At 71.8% G+C, this 20,772-nt stretch carries 20 protein-coding genes and 1 pseudogene; 12 read left to right on the forward strand and 9 right to left on the reverse strand.

Annotation, left to right across the window (positions count from 1 at the left end; genetic code table 11):
* The first annotated feature begins 18 nt into the window (after window positions 1-18).
* The 3 genes from alr to tsaE are packed head-to-tail and all read left to right on the forward strand — an operon-like array spanning window position 19 to window position 2,686.
* Complete coding sequence (alr, locus tag BMY97_RS31300; protein ID WP_091623838.1) at window positions 19-1,137, forward strand: alanine racemase; 1,119 nt, start codon at window positions 19-21, stop codon at window positions 1,135-1,137.
* On the forward strand, window positions 1,134-2,225 hold the full coding sequence (locus BMY97_RS31305) for an alpha/beta fold hydrolase (RefSeq protein WP_177231627.1): 1,092 nt from the start codon (window positions 1,134-1,136) through the stop codon (window positions 2,223-2,225). The genes alr and BMY97_RS31305 overlap by 4 nt, the downstream gene beginning before the upstream one ends.
* Window positions 2,222-2,686 carry a tRNA (adenosine(37)-N6)-threonylcarbamoyltransferase complex ATPase subunit type 1 TsaE gene (gene tsaE, locus BMY97_RS31310; RefSeq protein WP_218156922.1) on the forward strand — a complete coding sequence of 155 codons (465 nt, stop codon included), beginning with the start codon at window positions 2,222-2,224 and terminating at the stop codon, window positions 2,684-2,686. Before BMY97_RS31305 ends, tsaE begins: the two co-directional genes overlap by 4 nt.
* Here the strand turns inward: tsaE and BMY97_RS31315 are convergent.
* From BMY97_RS31315 to BMY97_RS31325, 3 genes are read right to left on the reverse strand one after another with little or no spacing between them, the layout of a single operon-like run.
* Window positions 2,654-3,619 carry a prenyltransferase/squalene oxidase repeat-containing protein gene (locus BMY97_RS31315; protein ID WP_091623843.1) on the reverse strand — a complete coding sequence of 322 codons (966 nt, stop codon included), beginning with the start codon at window positions 3,617-3,619 and terminating at the stop codon, window positions 2,654-2,656. The two genes, tsaE and BMY97_RS31315, sit on opposite strands and share 33 nt — an antisense overlap.
* Window positions 3,616-4,950 carry a carboxyl transferase domain-containing protein gene (locus BMY97_RS31320; protein ID WP_091623846.1) on the reverse strand — a complete coding sequence of 445 codons (1,335 nt, stop codon included), beginning with the start codon at window positions 4,948-4,950 and terminating at the stop codon, window positions 3,616-3,618. Before BMY97_RS31320 ends, BMY97_RS31315 begins: the two co-directional genes overlap by 4 nt.
* Entirely contained in the window at window positions 4,947-6,368 is a 1,422-nt protein-coding gene (locus tag BMY97_RS31325) for an acyl-CoA synthetase (RefSeq protein WP_091624289.1), read from the reverse strand. Before BMY97_RS31325 ends, BMY97_RS31320 begins: the two co-directional genes overlap by 4 nt.
* A gap of 158 nt (window positions 6,369-6,526) precedes the next feature.
* On the opposite strand from BMY97_RS31325, the gene tsaB reads away from it, so the two are divergent.
* Genes tsaB through tsaD form a run of 3 tightly spaced genes read left to right on the forward strand, consistent with a single transcriptional unit; the run spans window position 6,527 to window position 8,717 of the window.
* A complete protein-coding gene (tsaB, locus tag BMY97_RS31330; protein ID WP_091624291.1) occupies window positions 6,527-7,192 on the forward strand; it encodes a tRNA (adenosine(37)-N6)-threonylcarbamoyltransferase complex dimerization subunit type 1 TsaB in 666 nt (221 codons plus the stop codon).
* The gene (gene rimI / locus BMY97_RS31335) at window positions 7,189-7,671 is read left to right on the forward strand and encodes a ribosomal protein S18-alanine N-acetyltransferase (protein ID WP_091623848.1); all 483 of its coding nucleotides are present in this window, start codon (window positions 7,189-7,191) and stop codon (window positions 7,669-7,671) included. Before tsaB ends, rimI begins: the two co-directional genes overlap by 4 nt.
* Complete coding sequence (tsaD, locus tag BMY97_RS31340) at window positions 7,671-8,717, forward strand: tRNA (adenosine(37)-N6)-threonylcarbamoyltransferase complex transferase subunit TsaD (protein WP_091623851.1); 1,047 nt, start codon at window positions 7,671-7,673, stop codon at window positions 8,715-8,717. The genes rimI and tsaD overlap by 1 nt, the downstream gene beginning before the upstream one ends.
* A gap of 3 nt (window positions 8,718-8,720) precedes the next feature.
* Here tsaD and wecB read toward each other — a convergent pair whose 3' ends face one another.
* From wecB to BMY97_RS31355, 3 genes are all read right to left on the reverse strand, one after another.
* On the reverse strand, window positions 8,721-9,878 hold the full coding sequence (gene wecB / locus BMY97_RS31345; RefSeq protein WP_091623854.1) for a non-hydrolyzing UDP-N-acetylglucosamine 2-epimerase: 1,158 nt from the start codon (window positions 9,876-9,878) through the stop codon (window positions 8,721-8,723).
* 68 nt (window positions 9,879-9,946) lie between these two features.
* Window positions 9,947-10,126: an LPXTG cell wall anchor domain-containing protein gene (locus BMY97_RS31350; RefSeq protein ID WP_091623856.1), complete on the reverse strand. Its 180-nt coding sequence runs from the start codon at window positions 10,124-10,126 to the stop codon at window positions 9,947-9,949.
* Between the two features lie 18 nt (window positions 10,127-10,144).
* Window positions 10,145-10,894, reverse strand: coding sequence for a choice-of-anchor protein CoaP (locus BMY97_RS31355; protein WP_281246944.1), 750 nt, complete (start codon window positions 10,892-10,894; stop codon window positions 10,145-10,147).
* A 333-nt stretch (window positions 10,895-11,227) separates the two neighbouring features.
* Between BMY97_RS31355 and xrtP the strand changes: the two genes are divergently transcribed.
* On the forward strand, window positions 11,228-11,731 hold the full coding sequence (gene xrtP / locus BMY97_RS31360) for an exosortase P (RefSeq protein WP_091623862.1): 504 nt from the start codon (window positions 11,228-11,230) through the stop codon (window positions 11,729-11,731).
* Window positions 11,728-13,113 carry a glycosyltransferase family protein gene (locus BMY97_RS31365; protein ID WP_483860486.1) on the forward strand — a complete coding sequence of 462 codons (1,386 nt, stop codon included), beginning with the start codon at window positions 11,728-11,730 and terminating at the stop codon, window positions 13,111-13,113. The genes xrtP and BMY97_RS31365 overlap by 4 nt, the downstream gene beginning before the upstream one ends.
* Before the next feature lie 104 nt (window positions 13,114-13,217).
* Here BMY97_RS31365 and BMY97_RS49650 read toward each other — a convergent pair.
* Window positions 13,218-13,316, reverse strand: a pseudogene (locus tag BMY97_RS49650) (IS481 family transposase); the annotation flags it as partial.
* A gap of 347 nt (window positions 13,317-13,663) precedes the next feature.
* Window positions 13,664-15,598, reverse strand: a complete 1,935-nt coding sequence (locus BMY97_RS31375; RefSeq protein ID WP_091623865.1) for an N-acetylmuramoyl-L-alanine amidase — start codon at window positions 15,596-15,598, stop codon at window positions 13,664-13,666.
* 332 nt (window positions 15,599-15,930) lie between these two features.
* Here BMY97_RS31375 and groES point away from each other — a divergent pair, with 332 nt between their 5' ends.
* Window positions 15,931-16,224, forward strand: a complete 294-nt coding sequence (gene groES, locus BMY97_RS31380; protein ID WP_009072407.1) for a co-chaperone GroES — start codon at window positions 15,931-15,933, stop codon at window positions 16,222-16,224.
* 99 nt (window positions 16,225-16,323) lie between these two features.
* Window positions 16,324-17,940, forward strand: coding sequence for a chaperonin GroEL (gene groL, locus BMY97_RS31385; protein WP_091623868.1), 1,617 nt, complete (start codon window positions 16,324-16,326; stop codon window positions 17,938-17,940).
* A 158-nt stretch (window positions 17,941-18,098) separates the two neighbouring features.
* Here groL and BMY97_RS31390 read toward each other — a convergent pair whose 3' ends face one another.
* A complete protein-coding gene (locus BMY97_RS31390; protein WP_218156923.1) occupies window positions 18,099-18,398 on the reverse strand; it encodes a WhiB family transcriptional regulator in 300 nt (99 codons plus the stop codon).
* A gap of 248 nt (window positions 18,399-18,646) precedes the next feature.
* Between BMY97_RS31390 and BMY97_RS31395 the strand changes: the two genes are divergently transcribed.
* Window positions 18,647-19,561, forward strand: a complete 915-nt coding sequence (locus tag BMY97_RS31395) for a MerR family transcriptional regulator (protein ID WP_177231628.1) — start codon at window positions 18,647-18,649, stop codon at window positions 19,559-19,561.
* Between the two features lie 132 nt (window positions 19,562-19,693).
* A complete protein-coding gene (locus tag BMY97_RS46300; protein WP_425425354.1) occupies window positions 19,694-20,737 on the forward strand; it encodes a coiled-coil domain-containing protein in 1,044 nt (347 codons plus the stop codon).
* Window positions 20,738-20,772: the final 35 nt, after the last annotated feature.

The raw sequence follows: 20,772 nt of genomic DNA on the forward strand, positions 1-20,772 counted from the left end.
GGGAAACTGGTAGTCGCTATGACTGCCAGTTTCCCGCGGGCCGAGGTCGTGATCGACCTCGAAGCCCTGCGCCACAATGTGACCCTCCTGGCCGAGCGCGCGCCCGGCGCCGACCTGATGGCCGTGGTCAAGGCCGACGCGTACGGCCATGGCGCGCTGCCCGTCGCGCGCGCCGCGATCGAGGCCGGGGCCACCTGGCTGGGCACCTGCTCGCTGAGTGAGGCGCTGGACCTGCGCCACGGCGGCGTCACCACCCGGCTGCTGAGCTGGCTCGACGTGCCGACCGCCGATTTCGCGGCCGGGATCGAGGCGGACGTCGACCTCGCCGCCAGTTCCGTCGACGAGCTTCGCCGCATCGCGGACGCCGCCGGTCAGGTCGGCAAGCAGGCGCGGGTGCACCTCAAGATCGACACCGGGCTCTCCCGCAACGGCTGTCCGCCCGCCGAGTGGCCGGCGTTGGTCGAGGCCGCGGCCGCCGAGCCGAGGGTGGACGTCGTCGCGATCTGGTCGCACCTGGCCTGCGCGGACGAGCCGGGCCACCCGTCGGTCGACGCGCAGGCGAAGCGCTTCTCGGAGGCGTACGACATCGCTCGCGCCGCCGGGCTGGAGCCGATGCGTCACATCGCGAACTCCGCCGCAGTGCTGACCCGGCCGGACCTGCACTTCGACCTGGTGCGCACCGGCATCGCGATGTACGGGCTCAATCCCGTGCCACAGCAGGAAAACCTGCGCCCGGTGATGTCCTTCCGCTCCACCGTGGCGCTGACGAAACGGCTGCCCGCCGGCGAGTCCGTCTCTTATGGACACACGTGGACCGCCGAACGCGACACGACTTTGGCGCTCGTGCCCGTCGGGTACGGGGACGGGGTGCCGCGGTCGCTGTCCGGCCGGATGGACGTCTGGCTGGGCGGACGGCGGCGTCCGGTGGCCGGGCGGGTGTGCATGGACCAGCTGATGGTCGACTGCGGTGCGGACGCGCCCGCGGTCGGCGAAGAAGTCGTCCTGTTCGGCGCCGGCGAGGCCGGGGCGCCGACCGCGCGGGAATGGGCCGACAAGCTCGGCACCATCGACTACGAGATCGTGACCTCGATGTACCGGCCGCGCGTGCGCCGGCGGTATCTGGGAGGGCCGGCGTGACACCTTCACGGAGGCTGTGGGCCATCGTCGGCGGCGTCGGCGCCGTGGCGACCGGCACCGCGGCCGCGGCGCTCGTCGCCGCGCAGCAGCGCAGGCACAGTGAGGATCCGTACGTGGACGAGCAGCTCGGCGAGCTGAAGCCCGACCGTACGTCGACCGTCGCGGCCGAAGACGGCACACCGCTTTCGGTCGAGGAGATCGACCCGGAAGACGGCGGGACCCCGGAGCTGACGGTCGTCGGCGTCCACGGTTTCGCGCTGTCACGCCGTTCCTGGCACTTCCAGCGCCGCGATCTGGCGACGCTGCGGCTGCCGCGCGTGCGGCAGGTGTACTACGACCACCGCGGCCACGGGCTGTCCGGCCAGGCGTCGGCGGAGACGAGCACCATCGAGCAGCTGGCGCACGACCTCGACAGCGTGCTGCGGGCGATGGTGCCCGAGGGGCCGATCGTCCTCATCGGACACTCCATGGGCGGCATGGTGATCATGGAGCTGGCCGCGGAGCACCCCGAGCTGTTCGAAGACCGCGTGCTCGGCGTCGCGTTCATCGCCACGGCGGCAGGCGAAATCGGCTCGCGCGGGCTGCCGCGGCCGTTGCTGTCGAAGTACAACCCGCTGACGCGCGGCGTCGGCAACCTGGCCGGCTGGCAGCCTGGGCTGGTGGAGTTCGTGCGCGCAGCGGGGGGCCAGCTCACGCGTCAGGCGGTGCGACGGCTGGCGTTCGGCAGCCGCGACGTTTCGCCGCGGCTGGTCGACTTCATGCTGCAGATGCTGGACCTGACGCCCGTGCGGGGGCTGGTGAACTTCATCGACACCCTCGGCAGCCACAACCGCTACGCCGCGCTGGCCGGCCTGAAACACGCCGAGGTGCTGGTGATCGGCGGCGACTCCGACCGGTTCACGCCGTTCGCGCACGCCGAGCGGATCGCCGCCGAGCTGCCCGAGGCGGAGCTGGTGCGCGTGCGCGGGGCCGGGCACATGGTGCTGCTGGAGCAGCCCGAGCTGGTCACCAGCCATCTGATCGACCTCCTGCAGCGCTGTTTCGGCAGCGCGGCCCCGAACCAGCGGAATTGGTGGTGGAAGCGGTGACCTTCCGGTTCGAGACCCCCGAGGACACGATGGCGTTCGGCCGGGCGCTGGGCGCGTCGCTGCGCGCGGGCGACCTGGTGCTGCTCGCCGGGCCGCTCGGCGCGGGCAAGACGACGCTGACCCGCGGCATCGCGGACGGCCTCGGCGTCGGCGGGCGCGTCAGCTCGCCGACGTTCATGCTGGCCCGCGTGCACCCGGCCGGAAGCGCGGGCGTGCCGTTGATCCACGTCGACGCCTACCGGCTGGGCGGCGACCTCTCGCAGCTCGACGACCTCGACCTGGACACGGAGCTGGAGCGTTCCGCGGTCGTCGTCGAGTGGGGCGAGGGCACGGCGGACCGGCTGTCGGACGACTACCTGGTCGTCCGCCTCGACCGGCGTGACGACGACGTCCGCGTGGTGGAGCTGGAGCCGCACGGCGCCTGGGCCTCACGCACCGCGGACCTGCGCCTGTCCGCCTGACTCCCACCAGCCGAGGACCCGGGTGCCCGAGAGCGTGAGCCACTTGGACGGCTCGCCCGCGGGCACGTCGACCTCGAACCACACCCGGCCGGGACGACGGCGGGCCTGGAGCCAGGTGCCGTCCGGTTGCCGGGCGGCGCGGATCAGCTCGATCGCCTCGGCCAGCCGCGGATCCGGCCGGATCCCGTCGAACAGCGAGGCCTCGCGGAAGTACTCGGCCGCGTTCAGCACGTTGTAGTTCCAGCGGAACGGGTACGCGAACTCGCCCACCCACTCCGCGACCGGTTCGCCCGTCGAAAGGCGGCGAAACAGCTTGCGCTGCAACAGGTATTCCTCGCCGGAGCGACGGGCCGCGCGGGTCGCGTCCGTGCCTCCGGTCGCGATGTCGTACGCGAGCAGGCCTTTGAGCGTGTTCAGTGTCGAATGGACAGACGAACGGGTTGAGCCCTCGACCCATTCGCAGTTCCAGCCGCCGTCGGGCAGACGGTGCTCGACGAACCAGTCGACGATCCCGGTGACGTCGGCGCCGAGCCACAGGCCGTTCAGCACCGTCCAGGCGTTGATGCAGCAGTCGACCTCACCGCCCCAGTACGGCAGGTCGTCGTACTCCCAGCGGCTGTGTTCCGCGAGCAGCTCGGCCGTGCGGCGCGCCCGCAGGACCGCGGGGTCGAGGCCCCATTCCCGCAGGGAGTTGAGCGACCACGTCGTCGCGGTCCACGGCTGGCCGTCCTCGCCGCCGAGGAAGCCCGCCGGGAAGAACGCGCCGCCCGCCCACTGGCCGTCCGGGTCCTGAAGCGCGAGCAGACGCGCGCCGAAGCCCTCGGTCGCGACCCTGGCCCGCGTCGCCTCCCACACCTCGGGCGGCTCGTGGTGGACGTCGCGCTCGACCTGCCAGCGCAGGGCCGGGTCCGAGTCGAGCAGCCACTCCCTCACCGCGCTGCCGCCCGGACTATGCCGTTCGCGATGCCCAGCTCCACCAGGTCCGCCGGGCGCAGCCGCAGCCGGTCGGCGATCTCCGGGATCTCCGTCATCGGCCGTTTCAGGATCGCCGCGGCCGCTTCCGGTGACGTGACGGAGAAGTACGCGTCCGGCGCCACCCAGGTCGAGCCCGGCGCCGCGAAAGCCATCGCGCCCCCCGAGCCGCCCTCGCCGATGACCAGTGTGGTGACGGGGACTTCGGCGGTCGCGATCGCCTCGAACAGCTCCGCGATGGCCGCGCCGACGCCGGCCTGCTCGGCGTCCTCGTCGTTGGCCGCGCCCGGGGTGTCGACGAGCGTCAGCACCGGGATGCCCAGCCGCGAAGCCAGCCGCACGAGACGGGCCGCCGTACGGAAGCCCGCCGGTCGCGTCGCGGTGCCGCACTGCGCTGCGTACGCGACTGCGCGCCCGTTTCGCCGCCCGAAGCCGCACAGAACGCCTTCGTCGACGCTGCCGGCGCGGTCGCCGCTGATCGTTTCGCGCCACTCGAAGTAGCTGTTGAGGTACTTCGCAGCGCGAGGACGGGAAGACGCGCGCGCGGCGCGTACGGCCTCCCAGCCCGACTCCGGCGGCTCGACTGCGCTCAGTGCCGCAGGCGGCTCAGCGGCTTCGGTTGAACGGGCCGTGAGTAAGAAGAGCCATCGCGCCAGCACGTCGGCCAGGTCCTCGGGCTCCACCAGTTGGTCGATCTGGCCCCACTCGTACTTGGCCTCCGCCGTGTACGCCTCCGAAGGCGACGTCGCGGGCCGCACCCGCGAGCCCGCGAAGCCGACCTGCGCCTCCGGCAGTCCGAGCACCACGTCGGCGCTCGCGCCGAGCGTCGCCCAGCCGCCACCCGTCGTCGGATCACGCAGCACAGAGATCTGCGCGACGCCGTCCTTCCGCGCCGCCGCCGAAGCCCGCGCGATCCGTTGCAGCTGCGAGAGTGCGCGCATGCCGTGCTGCATCCGGCTGCCGCCGGTGGCGATCAGCGAGACCACGGGCAGCTTCAGCTCGCGCGCCTTCGCGAACGCGGCCTCCACCCGATCGCCGGTGCGCTGCCCGATCGAGCCGCCGAGGAAGCCGAACTCCCAGGTGATCAGCACCGTCTCGACGTCGCCGACCTTCGCCGTGCCGACGACCACCGACTCGGACTCGCCGCTGCGCTCGGCCGCCGCGGCACGGGCCACGCCGTAGCCGGGCCAGCCGATCGGGCCGTCCGGACCGTCAGTGTCCACCGAGGACACATTCAGTTCCTCGAAGCCGGTCGAGACCGCGGCGATCACCTCACGGGCCGGGGGCCTCATCCCAGCGCCCGCTTCAGGATCTTGCCCATGTCGTTGCGCGGCAACGCTTCCAGGTACCGCACGACCCGTGGCCGCTTGTGCGGCGCCAGCAGTTTCGCGACGTGGTCGGCCAGCTCCTCGGGCGTCGGCCGCTCGCCGTCCGGCACGACCCAGGCGACGATCCGCTCGCCGAGGTCGTCGTCCGGCTCGCCGGTGACCGCCGCTTCGGCGACGCCGGGGTGCTCCAGCAGCGCGTTCTCGATCTCGCCCGCGCCGATCTTGTACCCGCCGCTCTTGATCAGGTCGGTGGCCTTGCGGCCGACGATCTTCACGTACCCGTCGGCGTCGCGGGTCGCCATGTCGCCGGTGCGGAACCAGCCGCCGTCGAGCGCGGCGGCCGTGGCGTCCGGCCGGTTCAGGTACTCGGTGAACAGGTTGGACCCGCGCACCTGGATCTCCCCGACGGTCTCCAGCTTGGTGACCGCCGCGCCGGCCTCGTCGACCAGCCGCAGGTCGACCCCCGCCAGCGGCACGCCGACCGTGCCCGGCTTGCGCTCGCCGTCGGCGCGGACGCTGGTGTTCATCAGCGTCTCGGTCATCCCGTACCGCTCCACCACCTGCTGCCCGGTCGCCGCCGTGATCCGCTGGTGGTCGTGCACCGGCAGCGCCGCCGAGCCCGAAACCAGCAGCCGCGCACCGCGCAGTGCGGTCGACAAATCGCTGTCGGCCGCGACGGTCTCCGCGATCCGGTGGTACATCGTCGGGACGCCGAACAGCATCGTGGCGCCGTCCGCGAGCTCACGCGCGACGCCCTCGGTCGAGAACCGGCCGAGGTGGCGCACCGAGCCGCCGCGGCGCAGCGGGCCGAGGATGCCGAGGATCAGGCCGTGCACGTGGAACAGGGGGAGCGCGTGCACCAGGACATCTGAGGCGCTCCACCCCCAGGCGTCCTCCAGCGCGTCGAGCGTCGAGGCGATCGCGCGCCGGGGGAGCACCACGCCCTTGGGCGGGCCGGTGGTGCCGGAGGTGTAGACGATCAGCGCGGGCGACTCGGGGTCCGGCTCGGTGGCCGGGACCGGGCCGTCGCCTTCGAGCGTGACGTCGAGGCGCGGCAGCCCGGCCAGCCCCGCGGGCAGTTCGACACCCGGCTCGGCCAGCACCAGCGAGGGCTTGCTGTCGGCGACGATGTGCGCCAGCTCGCGCTCGCCGATCTTCGGGTTCACCGGCACCGCGGGGACCCCCGCGAGCAGCGCGGCGACCACGGCGACGCTCGTGGGCAGCGTGGACGTCGCCCACACCGCCACCCGGTCGGACGGCAGTTCGCCGGCCAGCGCGCCGGCGGCCGCGCCGAGCTGTGCGTAACTCAGGGCCCGGTCGCTGAAGCGCAAGGCCTCGGCGTCCGAACCGGTGGTGATGGCGGGGAACAGCGGATCGGGCACGTCGAGTACCTCCTGCGTCGCTTCGTCGACCGGCGCCTGGCTTCGCACGGTACCGCGCCGCGAGGCCTGCCACCTGCGATGCGTTTCACTCCGGTTGGGGGGTTGCCCGTTCAGCCCGGCAGTCATGCGCCGCGAGCCTGGTCGTAGGCTTGGACACCGTGCTAGTACTGGCGATCGACACCTCGACCCCGGCCGTGACCGCGGGCATCGTCGCCGTGGACCAGGCGGAGCTGACCACCCGCGGCGACCGCGTGACGGTCGACGCGCGTGCGCACGGCGAGCTCATCACGCCGCACGCCCTCGCCGCCGCTGAAACGGCCGGTGTGACGCTGCGTGAGCTCGACGCGATCGTCTGCGGCGTCGGCCCCGGCCCGTTCACCGGCCTGCGCGCGGGCATGGCGACGGCCGCGGCGCTGTCTCACGCGCTCGGCATCCCCGCGTACCCGGTGTGCAGCCTGGACGCGATCGCCGCGGACGTGGTCAAGACCGACAACCCGTTCCTCGTGCTCACCGACGCTCGCCGCCGCGAGGTCTACTGGGCCGCGTACGACGCCGCGGGAGCGCGGGTGGACGGACCGAACGTCCAGCGTCCGGCCGAGGTCGAGACCACCGTGCGCGTGGCTGCGGGCGATGGCGCGCTGCTGTACGCCGAAGCCGTCGGCGTGACCCCGATCGAACCGCGGTTCCCGTCGCCGGCCGGGCTGGTCTCCGCGGCGCGCGCGGCCCTGCTGTCCGGCGCGGCGCCCGAGCCGCTGACGCCGCTGTACCTGCGTCGTCCGGACGCCGTCGAGCCCACCGGCCGCAAGCGGGTGACCGCGCCGTGAAGCTCGACCAGCTGCGCCGCAGCGACGTGCGGAGGTGCGCGGAGATCGAGGAGATCCTCTTCCCCGGCGACGACCCGTGGAGCGCCCACGCGTTCCACTCCGAGCTGGACCAGGGCCATCACTACCTCGCCGCGCGCTCGGACGACGGCACGCAGCTGCTCGGTTACGCGGGCCTCGCCGTCGTCGGACGGCGCGGGGACTACGAGTCGAGCGTGCACACCATCGGCGTCGTGCCGGAGGCGCAGGGCCAGGGCATCGGCAAGGCGCTGCTGCGCGCGCTGCTGGAGCGGGCCGACGAGCTGAAGGCGCCGGTGTTCCTCGAGGTCCGCACGGACAACGCCACGGCCGTCGGCCTGTACGAGCAGCACGGTTTTCAGAAGCTCGGCGTCCGGAAGCGCTATTACCAGCCTTCCGGCGCCGACGCGTTCACCATGGCCCGCCCCGCGCAGGCCCCGGCGCGAGACGAGGTGGCCGGCTGATGTCGCGCATCATCATGGGGATCGAGAGCTCCTGCGACGAGACCGGTGTCGGCCTCGTCCGGCTGTCGGACGACGGCACGGTCGAGCTGCTCGCCGACGAGGTCGCTTCGAGCGTCGACCAGCACGCGCGCTTCGGCGGCGTGGTGCCGGAGGTCGCGAGCCGCGCGCACCTGGAGGCGATGGTGCCGACGGCCGAGCGGGCCTTCGCCACCGCGGGCCTGAAACTGTCCGATGTGGACGCCATCGCGGTCACCGCGGGCCCGGGCCTCGCGGGCGCGCTGCTGGTGGGCGTCTCGGCGGCGAAGGCCTACGCGACGGCGCTCGACGTGCCGCTGTACGGCGTGAACCACCTGGCCGGCCACATCGCGGTCGACACGCTGCAGCACGGGCCGCTGCCTTCGCTGGTGCTGGCGCTGCTCGTCTCGGGCGGGCACACGCAGCTGCTGCGCGTGGACGACATCGCGTCGAAGATCACCGAGCTGGGGTCCACTGTGGACGACGCGGCGGGGGAGGCGTACGACAAGGTCGCGCGCGTGCTGGACCTGCCGTACCCCGGCGGCCCGCCGATCGACAAGGCCGCTCGCGAAGGCAACCCGTCCGCGATCGCGTTCCCGCGGGGCATGACCGGCCCGCGCGACGCGAAGTTCGACTTCTCGTTCTCCGGCTTGAAAACGGCGGTCGCGCGCTGGGTGGAGAAGACCGAGCGGGGCGGCGCCGAGGTCCCGGTGAACGACGTCGCGGCCTCGTTCCAGGAGGCGGTGGCCGACGTGCTGACCGCCAAGGCCGTCCGCGCCGCGAAGGACCAGGGCATCGGCACGCTGGTGATCTCCGGCGGGGTCGCGGCGAACTCCCGGCTTTCCTCGCTGGCGGCGGAACGCTGTGCTGCCGCGGGCATCGAGCTGCGGGTGCCCCGCCCCCGCCTGTGCACGGACAACGGCGCGATGATCGCGGCGCTGGGCGCGCACGTCGTCGCGGCGGACCGGCCGGTGGCCCCGCTGGACTTCTCGGCCAACCCGGCCCTGCCCGTCGACGTGATCTCGCTGTAGGCCTCAGCTCCGCGCCTGCTCCAGATCGGGGACGGCCTGCTCCGGCAGGCCGAGCAGCTCCTCGATCGCCGCGCTCGCCAATTCCGCGGCTTTGCCGTCCCCATAAGGGTTTCCGACCGGCGACGGGCGCAGCTCACCGCGCAGCAGACGGCCCGCGGTGGCCGTGATCAGGTCGGTTTCGGTGCCGACGAGCCAGGCGCAGCCGGCGTCGATGGCCTCCGCGCGTTCGGTCACCTCGCGCAGCACCAGCACCGGGGTGCCGAACGTCGGGGCCTCCTCCTGGATGCCGCCCGAGTCGGTCAGCACCAGCGACGCCAGCCGCAGCGCCCGGACCAGGTCCGGGTACTCCAGCGGCTCCGTGATGGTCACCCGCGCCCGCCCGCCCAGCTCGCCGACCACCTGCGCGCGCACGGCCGGGTTCGGGTGCACCGGGAACAGCACCTGCACGTCCGGGTGCTCCGCGACGATCCGCCGGACCGCGGCCAGCGTCCGCCCGAGCGGCTCGCCCCAGGACTCGCGCCGGTGCGACGTCACGAGCAGCAGCCGTCCGCCGGTCTCGGCGATCTCCATCTCCAGCAGGGCCAGCCCCTGGTCGTGGGCCGGCAGGTCGCGGGCCGCGACGGCCAGCACCGCGTCGACGACGGTGTTGCCGGTCCGCACGATCCGCCGGCGGTCGATGCCCTCCGCGAGCAGCGCGGCCACCGCGCCTTCGGTCGGCGCGAGGTGCAACGACGCGATGCGCGAGACCATCTGGCGCGTGCCCTCCTCGGGGAACGGCGCGGCGAGGTCGTGCGTGCGCAGCCCCGCCTCCAGGTGCACCACGGGGATCCCGAGCCAGAACGCGGCGAGCGCGCCGGCCAGCCCGGTCGTCGTGTCGCCCTGCACGACGATGGCGCCGGGGGAGAACCGCCGCAGCGCCGCGTCGAGGGCCGGCAGCAGCGCCGACACCAGCTCGGCCTGCGTGCCCGAGACGCGCGGCGGGATGTCCAGCCACGCGTCCACGCCGAGGTCGAACGGCACCAGCGCCTGCTCGACCATGCCCTGGTGCTGCCCGCTGTGCACGAGCAGCGGCCGCAGCCCCGGGCGCTGCCCGAGCGCCAGCGTCAGCGGGGCGAGCTTGACGGCTTCCGGCCGGGTGCCGGCCAGCAACATCACGTCCACAGGTTCCACGCTTTCGAGTGTCCCGGAAGACCCGGGCTGCCGGCGCGCTCGCCGGCAGCCCGGGGCCTTCAGCCTCGCGCCCTGGCGAGGCGCCGATTGCGGCGGTGGGCGGCGATCACCGCGACGGTCCCGAGGACCACCAGCAGCAGGCCGACCGCCAGCCACCAGCCGAGGTCGGCACCGGTGGAGGCGAGGGTTCCCACGCTGCCACCGGCGACGCCGACACCGGCGCCTGGCATCTTGTACATCGGATCACCCCGTACCGGTCAGGCGCCCGCGCGGCGGCGGGAGAAACGCAGGCCCACCGGGACCGCGACGGCTCCGAGCACGCCGAGGCCCACCCACAGGCCGGCCCCGGACGCGAGCGGCATCGGCGGCGCGGCCGGGCCGCAGGTCGCCGACGAGACGATCACGTCACCCGAGCCGAGCGCGCCGACCACCCCGCCGAGCAGCTTGAGGTGCAGGGCGTTCACGGTGAGGCTGCCGTCCGGGTTCTTGATCTGCTCGTTGAGGATCAGCGTGGCCACGTTGACCGGCCCGAGCGCGACCTTGACCTGCGTGTTCGGCGCCGGGTTGGCGTCCACCGCGCCCACGCTGCCGAGCTTCGCGTCGGCCAGCGTGCTGCTGCCCTTCACGCCCTCCTGCGTCGCGGTGCAGACCGCTTCGATCGCCTTGACGCTCACGGTGCCGAGCGCCGCCTTGAGCAACGGCAGCCCGACGTCGGCGGTGCTCGCCTTCGCGGTGACCGCGCCGGAGTTGTCGTCGCGGACGGCGGAGGTGGTGATGACCCCCGCCGTGAGGATGCCGGCGGCGTTGGCGCTCACCGCGGTGTTGCTGGTCGGCCCGCTGGTGTTGGCCGCGGCCAGCGGCCCGACCTTGACCGCGGACTGCCAGAGCAGGTGGACGTCGACGCTGACGCCGTACGCGGAGCCGTCGCCGGGAGCCGCCGAGGCCGGGGCCGCTCCGGCGAGGGCGACGCACGCCACCACAGCGGCGAGCATTCCGCCCCGTCGCACGAGGTGTCTTTTCACTGGTCCTCCGATTTTTGTCAGAGCGAGCCGCTGCACGGACGAATCCCGCTGAGCAAAGAGTCGGCACGCGAATCGGTTATCGACGAAGGCGGCCGAAATGGCACACAATTCCCCGGTTCTCACCGGATCGAGTGGTTTCATCCGCGTTTATCCGCAGGTCGAGAGAGCATCACCTGAACGGCCTAGCAAGTTTCTCGTTGAGGGTGCCGAAAGGCGTTTTCAGGGACTCCTCGTAAGGGCCCGTCGCTTCCGGCTGAGAGGGTTGTCGTGGTTGTAGCGAACACACCTGTACCTGGTGGCGCCCGGTTTCCCCTGCGGGTGGCGGTGCTGGGGGTGGTGGCCGCCGGCGTCGGCCTGGTACTGGTCGAGCGGCTTTACCGGGAGCTCGAGGTGCAGCTGGCCGGGGTGATACTGCGGGCCGTCACCTCTTCGGGTGTTTATGTGGCGGGTAATCGTGAATCCGTTTACTTCGGGTTGGGTGGCGCTACTCCGTTCGGGTTGAGAATGACCCCGGAATGCTCGTCGGTATTCCTGTTGCTACCACTCCTGCTCGTCACCGCCGTGCTGCTCTACTTCCGGCCGGGAAATGCACGGCGGCTGTTCTTTTCGTTAGGAATATCCGCGATCTCCGTCATTCTGGTGAATCAGTTGCGCATTCTCACCATCGTCGGGCTCGTCAACGGGCTGGGCACGGACGAGGGCTACTACTGGGGCCACACCCTGCTCGGCTCGATGGTCAGCGTGTTCGGCGGCGCGGTTTCGCTGGTGCTGTTCGTGTGGCTCGCGACCCGCCGGACCAAGGCCGAGAAGAGCGCCGCGTGAGCGGGAACGGGCTGAAGATCCTGCTCTCGATCACGCAGGCGTTCGCGCTGACGATGAGTGTCGCGTTCATCGTGTACGTCGTGGTGATCGTGGTGCCGTACCTGCGCCGCAAGCCCGCGCCGGTGGGTGATCCGGCCGACTTCGAGTGGCATTTCTTCGTGCCGTGCCGCGACGAGCAGGCGGTGATCGGCGAGACCGTGCGTTACCTGCGCAGCACCTTCCGCCGCGCGCACGTCTGGGTCGTCGACGACGACTCCGAGGACCGCACCGCCCGCGTCGTGCGCGCGTTGTGGCGGCGAAACGGCGGGTACGACGAGCACCTCCACCTGGTCGCGCGCACGCGGCCCGAGGCCCGCACGGGCAAGGGCGACGCGCTGAACGCCGCGTACCACGCTCTCGACGAATGGCTGGACCCGCGGAAGTCCCGCGCGGACGTGGTCGTCGTGGTGGTGGACGCCGACGGCCGGCCGGCCCCGAACTGCCTCGAGGTCTGCGCGGCCGGGCACCTGTTCGGCGACGAGCAGATCGGCGCCGTGCAGCTCGACGTGCGGATGAGCAACGTCCGCACCCGCCCGCCGGGCCGCACCTGGGCGTCCCGCGCGTTCGGGCTGAAGCTGGCGCAGCTGCAGGACCTGGAGTTCCGCACGGCGATCGCGGCGATCCAGACCTCCCGCGGCTTCACCGGCACGATCTCGATGGGCGGCAACGGCCAGTTCACCCGCCTCGCCGCGCTGGACTCCATCGCGGGCGAGGAGCGGCAGCCGTGGCGCGGCTCGCTGCTGGAGGACTTCGAACTCGGCGTGCACCTGCTCACCGCGGGCTGGCGCACCGGCTTCACGCCGGATTCCCATGTGGCGCAAGAAGGCCTGTACAGCCTGCGGCGGTTCCTGGTGCAGCGCACGCGCTGGGGCCAGGGCACCATGCAGTGCTCCCGCTACCTGCGCCGGATCTGGGACTCGCCGCACGTGTCCACGCTGGGCGCCGCGGAGATGATGTACTACCTGGCGCAGCCGTGGATGCAGCTGCTCGGCTCGCTGCTCTACCCGGTGCCGTTCCTCCTCCTGCTGATCGGCACGGCCGGCGACCCGGCCCAGGTCTGGACCTGGTTCACCGGCGGCGCCTGGATCCTGTTCGTCATCTACGGCTCGTTCGGCCTGCTGCCCTTCATCGTCTGGGGCCCGATCTACCAGCTGAAGTGCTTACGCAGCAAGAACATCTTCCGAGGCATCGGCATGGGCCTGCTGTACGCGGTGTACATCTACACCTTCTACATCACGTCGTGGCGCGCGCTCCTGCGCCTCGTGCGCGGCCGCAACGGCTGGGCGAAGACCCGCCGCAACACCGAGGCCACGGCGGGTGTGAAGGTCGCTCTGGACTCGTGAGTGGCCATGGCGGTGAGAACCGGCTGTGCCGCTGAGGGTGATTGATTACACGGCCGGGGCTTCGGTCTGTGTCTTCTGGCGCAGTCTCTCCCCTGCCATTCCTTGAGTTCGGCGTTGAAGAGGTTGGCGTCGATCCGGTGGGAACGCTCGACCTTGCCGTTCAGCCGTGGTGTGCGGGGCTTGATGTAGCGGTGCTCGATGCCCTTGTCGAGCACGTGCCAGTGGAACGCTGAATGGCCGTGTACTGGTAGAACTTCCCGCGCCCGCCGCCGGTCTTGATCGGCACACAGGTGGCTGCTGCCGTGGGCAGCGGCTCGACGAATTTCACGTCGACCTGTACCTGGTGGCCCGGTCGTTGCTTCTCACAGCGTTTCCAGCGGCGGTCGAGGCGGTGCAGGGTCCGCCACACTGGCCACGTTTCCGGACACTTCCTCGACGTGACGCAAGACCGGGCTCGCGAACCAGCAACTCCCATGATCAGGAAGCCCCGGTGTCAAGCATCTCCGTCAGTTTTACAGACGGTTCTCACCGTCACAGCCACTCACGAGGGTCAGAAGGCCGGCAGCAACAGCACGTCGTTGAGGTTGACGTACTCGATGCGGTGGCCGAACTGGATCTCGACGTACTTCGTCTTGCCCTTCACGACCACGTGCTCGGCCGGGTCGAACGTGGTGGCCGAGTAGTACTCGGAGCCTTCCACGCCGCCGACGGAGTACTTCTGGCCCGCCGCCAGCGTGTACGGCATCGGCGCGAGCGCCTGCACCGGCACGTTCGCCGGGTAGGCCGAGGCCTCCGGGAACGCGCGGCCGTAGACCGGGATCGTGGCGAGGCCGGGCCGCGGCGTGGCGACCAGGCCCACGGCGGGCACCGCGGCGCGGGCGCCCGGCGCGTTGTGGAACCAGCCCTTCTGGCCGAGGTACCAGATCGCCGTCCAGTCACCCTGCACGCCGGCCACCGCGTACTTCTGCCCGGTCGCCGCGCGGCTCCCGACGTCTGAAACATCCATTGTGGACGGACCGCCGCCCGGGTGCAGGCCGGCGTCGGCGAGCAGCGGCGCGGCGTCGCTCGGCGCGGTGTGCAGCACGACCGCCTCGGAACCGCGGGCCGCGCACGCGTTGCCGGAGCCGATCTTGTCGCAGCCGGTGAAGATCGGCTGGTTCTGCGCGAGCGACGGGTTGATGGTGACCAGCGAGGAGTTCGGCCGTCCGACGGCCTGGAACGGCGCGCCGAGCAGGTCGAAGTAGTGCGACCAGTCCCAGTAGGGGCCCGGGTCCCAGTGCATTCCGGCGATCGTGGCCGGCGTGGTGCCCGGGACGTTGTCGTGGCCGATGATGTGCGCGCGGTCCAGCGGGATGTCGTAGCGCTTCGCGAGGTAGCCGACGAGCTTCGCCGAAGCGCGGTACATCGCTTCGGTGTACCAGGTGCCCTTCGCGGCGAAGCCCTCGTGCTCGACGCCGATCGACTTCGAGTTGATGTACCAGTTGCCCGCGTGCCAGCCGACGTCCTTCGTCGCCACGTGCTGGGCGATCAGGCCGTCGGCGGAGCGCACGGTGTAGTGCCACGCGAGGTAGGTCGGGTCCTGCACCAGCTTCAGCGCGTCGGCCCAGTAGCCCTCGGTGTCGTGGATGACGATGTAGTCGATCTTCTGGCTCTGCGGCCGGTTCGCCTTGTCGTAGTTGCCGTAATCGCCGCCCGGCAGCTCCTGGTACGGCGCGGGAACCGACTCGCACGCCACGCGCTTGGGGCACTCCGTCGCGGCGGGCGCGTCCGAGCGCAGGCCGAGTCGCGCCGCCTGCGCGCGGTCGGGCGCGAGGCCGGGGGTGGCGGCGAGGGTCAGCTGCTGGCCGTCGTCGGTGGTGCGGGCTTCGCCGGTGGAGATGGTGTCGAAGACCTCGTCGGCGAACGTCTGGGCGGCCGTGACGTCGTCGGATCCGCTGTAACGCGCGACGGCGCCGTACCAGTCCTTCGCGTCCTGGCTGTGGATGCCGAGCTGACGCTGGTAGTCCGCGAGCAGCGCGGCGCCGCCACGGACGTTCTGCGTGGGGTTCGTGCGCAGGGTGGCGGCGTCGGTGTGCAGCAGCGAGGCCGCGGTGTCGACGGTCTGCAGGGTCGGCGGCGGCGCGGCCGGTTCGCCGGCCTTCGGCTGCAGCGCCGGGCGGGCGGTATCGCCGCGCGGGTCCTCGGTGCCCTGGTCGAACTCGGTGCCGGCGACGCCCGCCGTCCGCAGATCGGTCAGGTGCATCGGGCCGTAACCGGCGGCGGTGCTGGGCGTGCCCGCGTTGTAGTCCCAGCGCGACTCCAGGTAGGACACGCCGAGCAGCACGTCGAGCGGCACGCCGAACTCACTCGCGGCGGCCGCGAAGTCCCGCTGCCGCTGCTGACCGGAAGGCTGGGCCTGCGCCGGCGCCGCGGCGAACAGCCCGGCGCCCAGCGAAACGACGGCGGCCGCCACGGCCAGCCGCCGGGGAAGGGGAGGGAACGACATGGTGTGACCCCCAGGTGTCGGTGTCATTCAGGCAAGACCTAACCAGAAGCCGGGGTATCCGGGTAAGGCCTGGTCCGGGTGTATCCGCGGGTTTCCGCGCGGCTTCTTCCGGCGTCGGCGTCGCGGCCGCCGCCCGCCCACGCGGCCGGCGGGCATACTGGCCGTACCGGCGCCCGTCGCCTCTCAGGCGGACCCTCCTTGCGAAGCTGGCACTCACGTGGCTAGAGTGCTAATCGCACGGCCCGAACACGCCCCGGCACCCGCGACGGCGGGGGTGGTAGGAGCCGTAAGTCATCCTGCCGACGCTTTCGACGACCGTGGAGGTCAACCCGGTGAGCGTGAACATCAAGCCGCTCGAGGACAAGATCGTTGTCCAGACGAGTGAGGCCGAGGAGACGACCGCTTCCGGCCTCGTCATCCCCGACACCGCCAAGGAGAAGCCCCAGGAGGGCAAGGTTCTGGCCGTTGGCCCGGGCCGGATCGACGACAAGGGCAACCGCGTGCCGCTCGACGTGGCCGTGGGCGACGTCGTGATCTACTCCAAGTACGGCGGTACCGAGGTCAAGTACAACGGTGAGGACTACTTGATCCTCTCCGCCCGCGACGTGCTGGCCGTCATCAACTGACGTTCCAGTCGCAGCGCAATGACGCCCCGGGCCCCGCACAAGCCGGGGGACGGGGCGTTCTTGTGTCCTAAGACACCTGAAAGGTAAGCGGAAAACGCTATGCCCAAGCAGATCAGTTTCGACGAGGACGCTCGTCGCGCGCTGGAGCGCGGGGTGAACAAGCTCGCCGACGCCGTCAAGGTCACCCTCGGCCCGCGCGGTCGCCACGTGGTCCTCGACAAGAAGTTCGGCGGCCCGACCATCACCCTCGACGGCGTGACCGTCGCCCGTGAGATCGAGCTCGACGACCCGTTCGAGAACCTCGGCGCCCAGCTGGCCAAGAACGTGGCCACCAAGACCAACGACGTCGCCGGCGACGGCACCACCACCGCCACGGTGCTGGCCCAGTCGCTGGTCCGCGTCGGCCTCCGCAACGTGGCCGCCGGCGCCAACCCGACCGCGGTCGGCCGCGGCATCGAGGCGGCCGCCGACAAGGTCATCGAGATCCTCAAGGCCAAGGCCACCCCGGTCAAGGGCCGCGAGAACATCGCCCAGGTCGGCACCGTGACCTCCCGCGACGCCGCGATCGGCCAGCTGCTCGGCGAGGCCGTCGAGCGCGTGGGCGAGGACGGCGTCATCACCATCGAGGAGTCGTCGACCCTGGCGACCGAGCTGGTGATCACCGAGGGCGTGCAGTTCGACAAGGGCTTCCTGTCGGCGCACTTCGCCACCAACCCCGAGGACCAGAAGGCCATCCTCGAGGACGCGTACATCCTGCTCAGCCGCGAGAAGATCTCGTCGCTGGCCGACCTGCTCCCGGTGCTGGAGAAGGTCGTCGAGGCGAAGAAGCCGCTGCTGATCATCGCCGAGGACGTCGACGGCGAAGCGCTGTCCACCCTCGTGGTGAACTCGCTGCGCAAGACCATCACCGCCGTCGCGGTCAAGGCGCCGTTCTTCGGCGACCGCCGCAAGGCGTTCCTGGACGACCTCGCCGTCGTCACCGGTGGTGAGGTCATCTCGGCCGAGATCGGCAGCAAGCTGTCCGAGACCGACCTCGGTTCGCTGGGCCGCGCCCGCCGGATCGTCGTCAGCAAGGACGACACCACGATCGTCGACGGCGGCGGCACCAAGGACGCGCTGTCCGCCCGGACCGCGCAGATCCGCAAGGAGATCGAGAGCACCGACTCCGACTGGGACCGCGAGAAGCTGCAGGAGCGGCTCGCGAAGCTCGGCGGCGGCGTGGCCGTGATCAAGGTCGGCGCGGCCACCGAGACCGAGCTCAACGAGCGCAAGCACCGCATCGAGGACGCGGTGGCGTCCACGAAGGCGGCCGTCGAGGAGGGCATCCTCCCCGGTGGCGGCTCGGCGCTGGTCCACGCGGTCAAGGAGCTCGAGGGCGACCTCGGCCTGACCGGCGACGAGGCCACCGGCGTGCACATCGTGCGCGACGCGCTGACCGCCCCGCTGTTCTGGATCGCGACGAACGCGGGCCACGAGGGTGCGGTCATCGTGAACAAGGTCAAGGAGCAGTCCTGGGGCCAGGGCTTCAACGCCGCCACCGGCGAGCTCACCGACCTGATCGCGGCCGGCATCGTCGACCCGGTCAAGGTGACCCGCTCCGCGGTCGCGAACGCGGCGTCCATCGCCCGGCTCGTGCTCACCACGGAGAGCGCCGTGGTCGAGAAGCCGGCTGAGGAAGAGGACGAAGCGGGCCACGGCCACGGCCACTCGCACTAGTCACTTCTGTTTTACCGCAACGAAAAACGGGGCGGCACTCCCTTACGAGGGGTGCCGCCCCGCTTTCTTTTTCGAGGGTCAGGCGCCGTCCGGCTCGCTGCCGAAGTCGAAGGGGCGGCGTCCGATGTGGACGCCGCCCCTTCCGTGCCCGGGTGAGCTCAGCCGGACATGCTCAGCGCTCGTTTGTCCTGCTTGATCAGGTTTTCCCGCTCCGATTCGGACAGCCCGCCCCAGATGCCGTAGGGCTCGTGCACTGCCAGCGCGTGCCTGCGGCACATCTCCAGTACCGGGCAGCTCAGGCAGACCACCTTCGCCCTGGCCTCGCGCCGTGCCCTCGCCGGCCCCCGCTCGCCGTCCGGGTGAAAGAAGGACGCGCTGTCCATCCCCCGGCACGACCCCTCCAGCTGCCAGTCCCACATGTCCGCATTGGGGCCGGGGAGCCTGCGCGTGTCTGCCATCCTGACCGCCTCCGTCATCCGGTCGATGCCATTAGCTGCTCTGCTGTGGTGCCGATACTCCATTCGGTGCAACGGCGGTAACGTTAGAAGCGCGCCAATAGTTGTTCAAGAGATCCGGGCCGATTCAGCCATTAGGCATCCCCCCGATGTGTGAGCAGGGCTTTTGGCTCCGGTTGCCGGGACCGGCACAGGCCTGGATATTGGGCCGGGTGGGATCCGGGTCGAGCGAAGGAGAGCCCACCCTGCCGGTGGCCTCGGTCGCTCGCCGGCTCGGGGTCGCCCCGTCCACCCTTCGTACCTGGGACCGCCGTTACGGGCTGGGGCCCAGCCGGCACACCGACGGCCGTCACCGCAGGTACGGCAGCTCCGACATCGGGCGCCTCGAACTCATGCAGCGCGCGCTGCTCCGCGGCGCGTCGACGGCGGAGGCCGCGCGCTACGCCCTCGACCACATGCCCCGCGCCGTCGTCGACGAACTCCCACCGCCGGCCCCGGCTCCCGATGAGGACGAGGCCCCCGCGCCCGACGGCGACCACGAGGTCCCGTCCCGCCTCGCCCGCCGGCTGAGCACGGCCGCGCTGGCCATGGACGTCGGCGCCGTCCAGCGCATGCTCGCCGACGCGATCGCCGAACTGGGCGTGCTCGCGGCGTGGTCCGGCGTGATCGACCCGGTGCTGACGGCGCTGGGCGCGCGCTGGCGCGGGGTCAGCGCCGGCGCGGAGGTCGAGTACCTGCTGGCCGAGTGCGTGTACGCGTCGCTCGTCCGCGCGACGCCGGTGCTCGACCAGCCGCGCAACCAGCGCCCGGTGCTGCTCGGCTGTGTGCCGGAGGAACGTGACAGCACTCCGGCGTACGCGCTGGCGGCCGCGCTGGCGGGCCGCCGGATCGGGACGCAGCTGTTCGGCGTGCCGCTGCCTGCGGAGGTGCTGGCGGTGGCCGTGCGCCGGAGCGCGCCCGCCGCCGTGGTGCTGTGGGCGCACCGCCGGGCGGCGGCGGACCCGCGCCTTTTCGCGCGCGTCTCCCGCGGCCGTCAGCGCAGCCGCCTGTTCGCCTGCGGCCCCGGCTGGGACCCGGCCGCGCTGCCGGACAAGGTGGAGCTGCTGGTGGACCTGCCCACGGCCGCGGACCGCGTCGAACACGTCCTGGTGGGGACGACGGGCTAAGCCGGTTGCCCGAACCGCTCGGCCGTTCGGCGGGTGGCCGCGCTCGTGGTCTCCGATTTTGTCGGTGGGAACCGCTAAAAAGAACGGGTGGAGGAACAGACCCTGCGGGCCCTCGCCTTCGGCGACCACCCGCTGCCCCCAGAGCCGGTCACGGCGCCGCGGTCCGCCGCGCCGTGGGACCGCCTGCTGGCCGCGATCGTCCTGGGCGCCCAAGGCCGTTACGCCGCGGCTTCCACAGCCCTGACCGACCTCCGCCGAAGCCGAGACCCGCTACTGGCCTCCCTCGCCGCCACCACACTGGCTTCCCACCGCCGCCAACTCGGCGGCCACACCGCCGCGCGAGCCCTGGACGGTGCGGCTTTGGCGCTTGTGGGGGGCGCTTTGGTGCCGCTGCTCGGGCCCAGCTTGCGCGGTGCTGTTGCTGGCCGCGCTGCCGACCCTGCTGTGGCCGGCCGCGCCGCCGCTGACCGCGCCGCCGACCCTGCTGCGGCTGGCCGCGCTGCTGCCGACCGCGCCGCTACTGACCGCGCTGCCGACCCCGCTGCGGCCGACCGCGCCGCCGATCCTGCTGCGGCTGGCCGCACTGCCGCTGACCGGGCTGTTGCCGACCGAGGGGTCTATTCCGATCCCGACGGCCTCGACTACCGAGGCGCCCGGGCCGATGCCCTGCTCGGGCTGGCGGCGGACAACCTCGCGCTGGGCCGGATCTCGGCGGCGCGGCGGTTGGCTGCCCTGGCGGTGGCCGGGGACGGGCGGTGGCGGGCGACCGTCCGGGCCGGGTGGGTGGGGGCCGAGATCGAGCTGGCCGCCGGGCGGCCGGCCGAAGCGGTGGCGCCGGCGCGGCGGGCCGCCGAAACCGCGCGGGAACGCGGCGCTCGCCGGCACGTTGTGAAATCCGACATCGTGCTCGGGGTCGCACTGTCGGCGGCTGGCGACGCCGGTGCTCGGGAAGCCGCGCTGGGGCTTGTCGAAAGGGCGCTCGCCGAGGCCGAAAAATGCGAACTCCATTCACTTATCTGGGTCGCGGCCCGGGTCGCGGCTGATCTAGGGGCTCAACACGCCGAGAAGTATCGATTCAGAGGCCAGGAGGTGTTGCACGCAGTGTTACGACGAGTCGATCCTTGCGTGATGCGTATCGCACACGATTCGCCGTGGGTTCCCACCGGGGGCGGTTGAGCCTCCTGGAAAGGCCGTTCCGGCATCCGGGCTAA

The organism is Amycolatopsis saalfeldensis, from assembly GCF_900110575.1.
Taxonomy (GTDB): Bacteria; Actinomycetota; Actinomycetes; order Mycobacteriales; family Pseudonocardiaceae; genus Amycolatopsis; species Amycolatopsis saalfeldensis.

Coding starts and splice junctions, on each gene's coding strand:
- tsaD (WP_091623851.1), top strand. CDS start 7,671: ATGTCGCGCATCATCATGGGGATCGAGAGCTCCTGCGACGAGACCGGT.
- BMY97_RS31375 (WP_091623865.1), bottom strand. CDS start 15,598: ATGTCGTTCCCTCCCCTTCCCCGGCGGCTGGCCGTGGCGGCCGCCGTC.
- BMY97_RS31350 (WP_091623856.1), bottom strand. CDS start 10,126: ATGTACAAGATGCCAGGCGCCGGTGTCGGCGTCGCCGGTGGCAGCGTG.
- BMY97_RS31390 (WP_218156923.1), bottom strand. CDS start 18,398: ATGGCAGACACGCGCAGGCTCCCCGGCCCCAATGCGGACATGTGGGAC.
- alr (WP_091623838.1), top strand. CDS start 19: ATGACTGCCAGTTTCCCGCGGGCCGAGGTCGTGATCGACCTCGAAGCC.
- groL (WP_091623868.1), top strand. CDS start 16,324: ATGCCCAAGCAGATCAGTTTCGACGAGGACGCTCGTCGCGCGCTGGAG.
- BMY97_RS31320 (WP_091623846.1), bottom strand. CDS start 4,950: ATGAGGCCCCCGGCCCGTGAGGTGATCGCCGCGGTCTCGACCGGCTTC.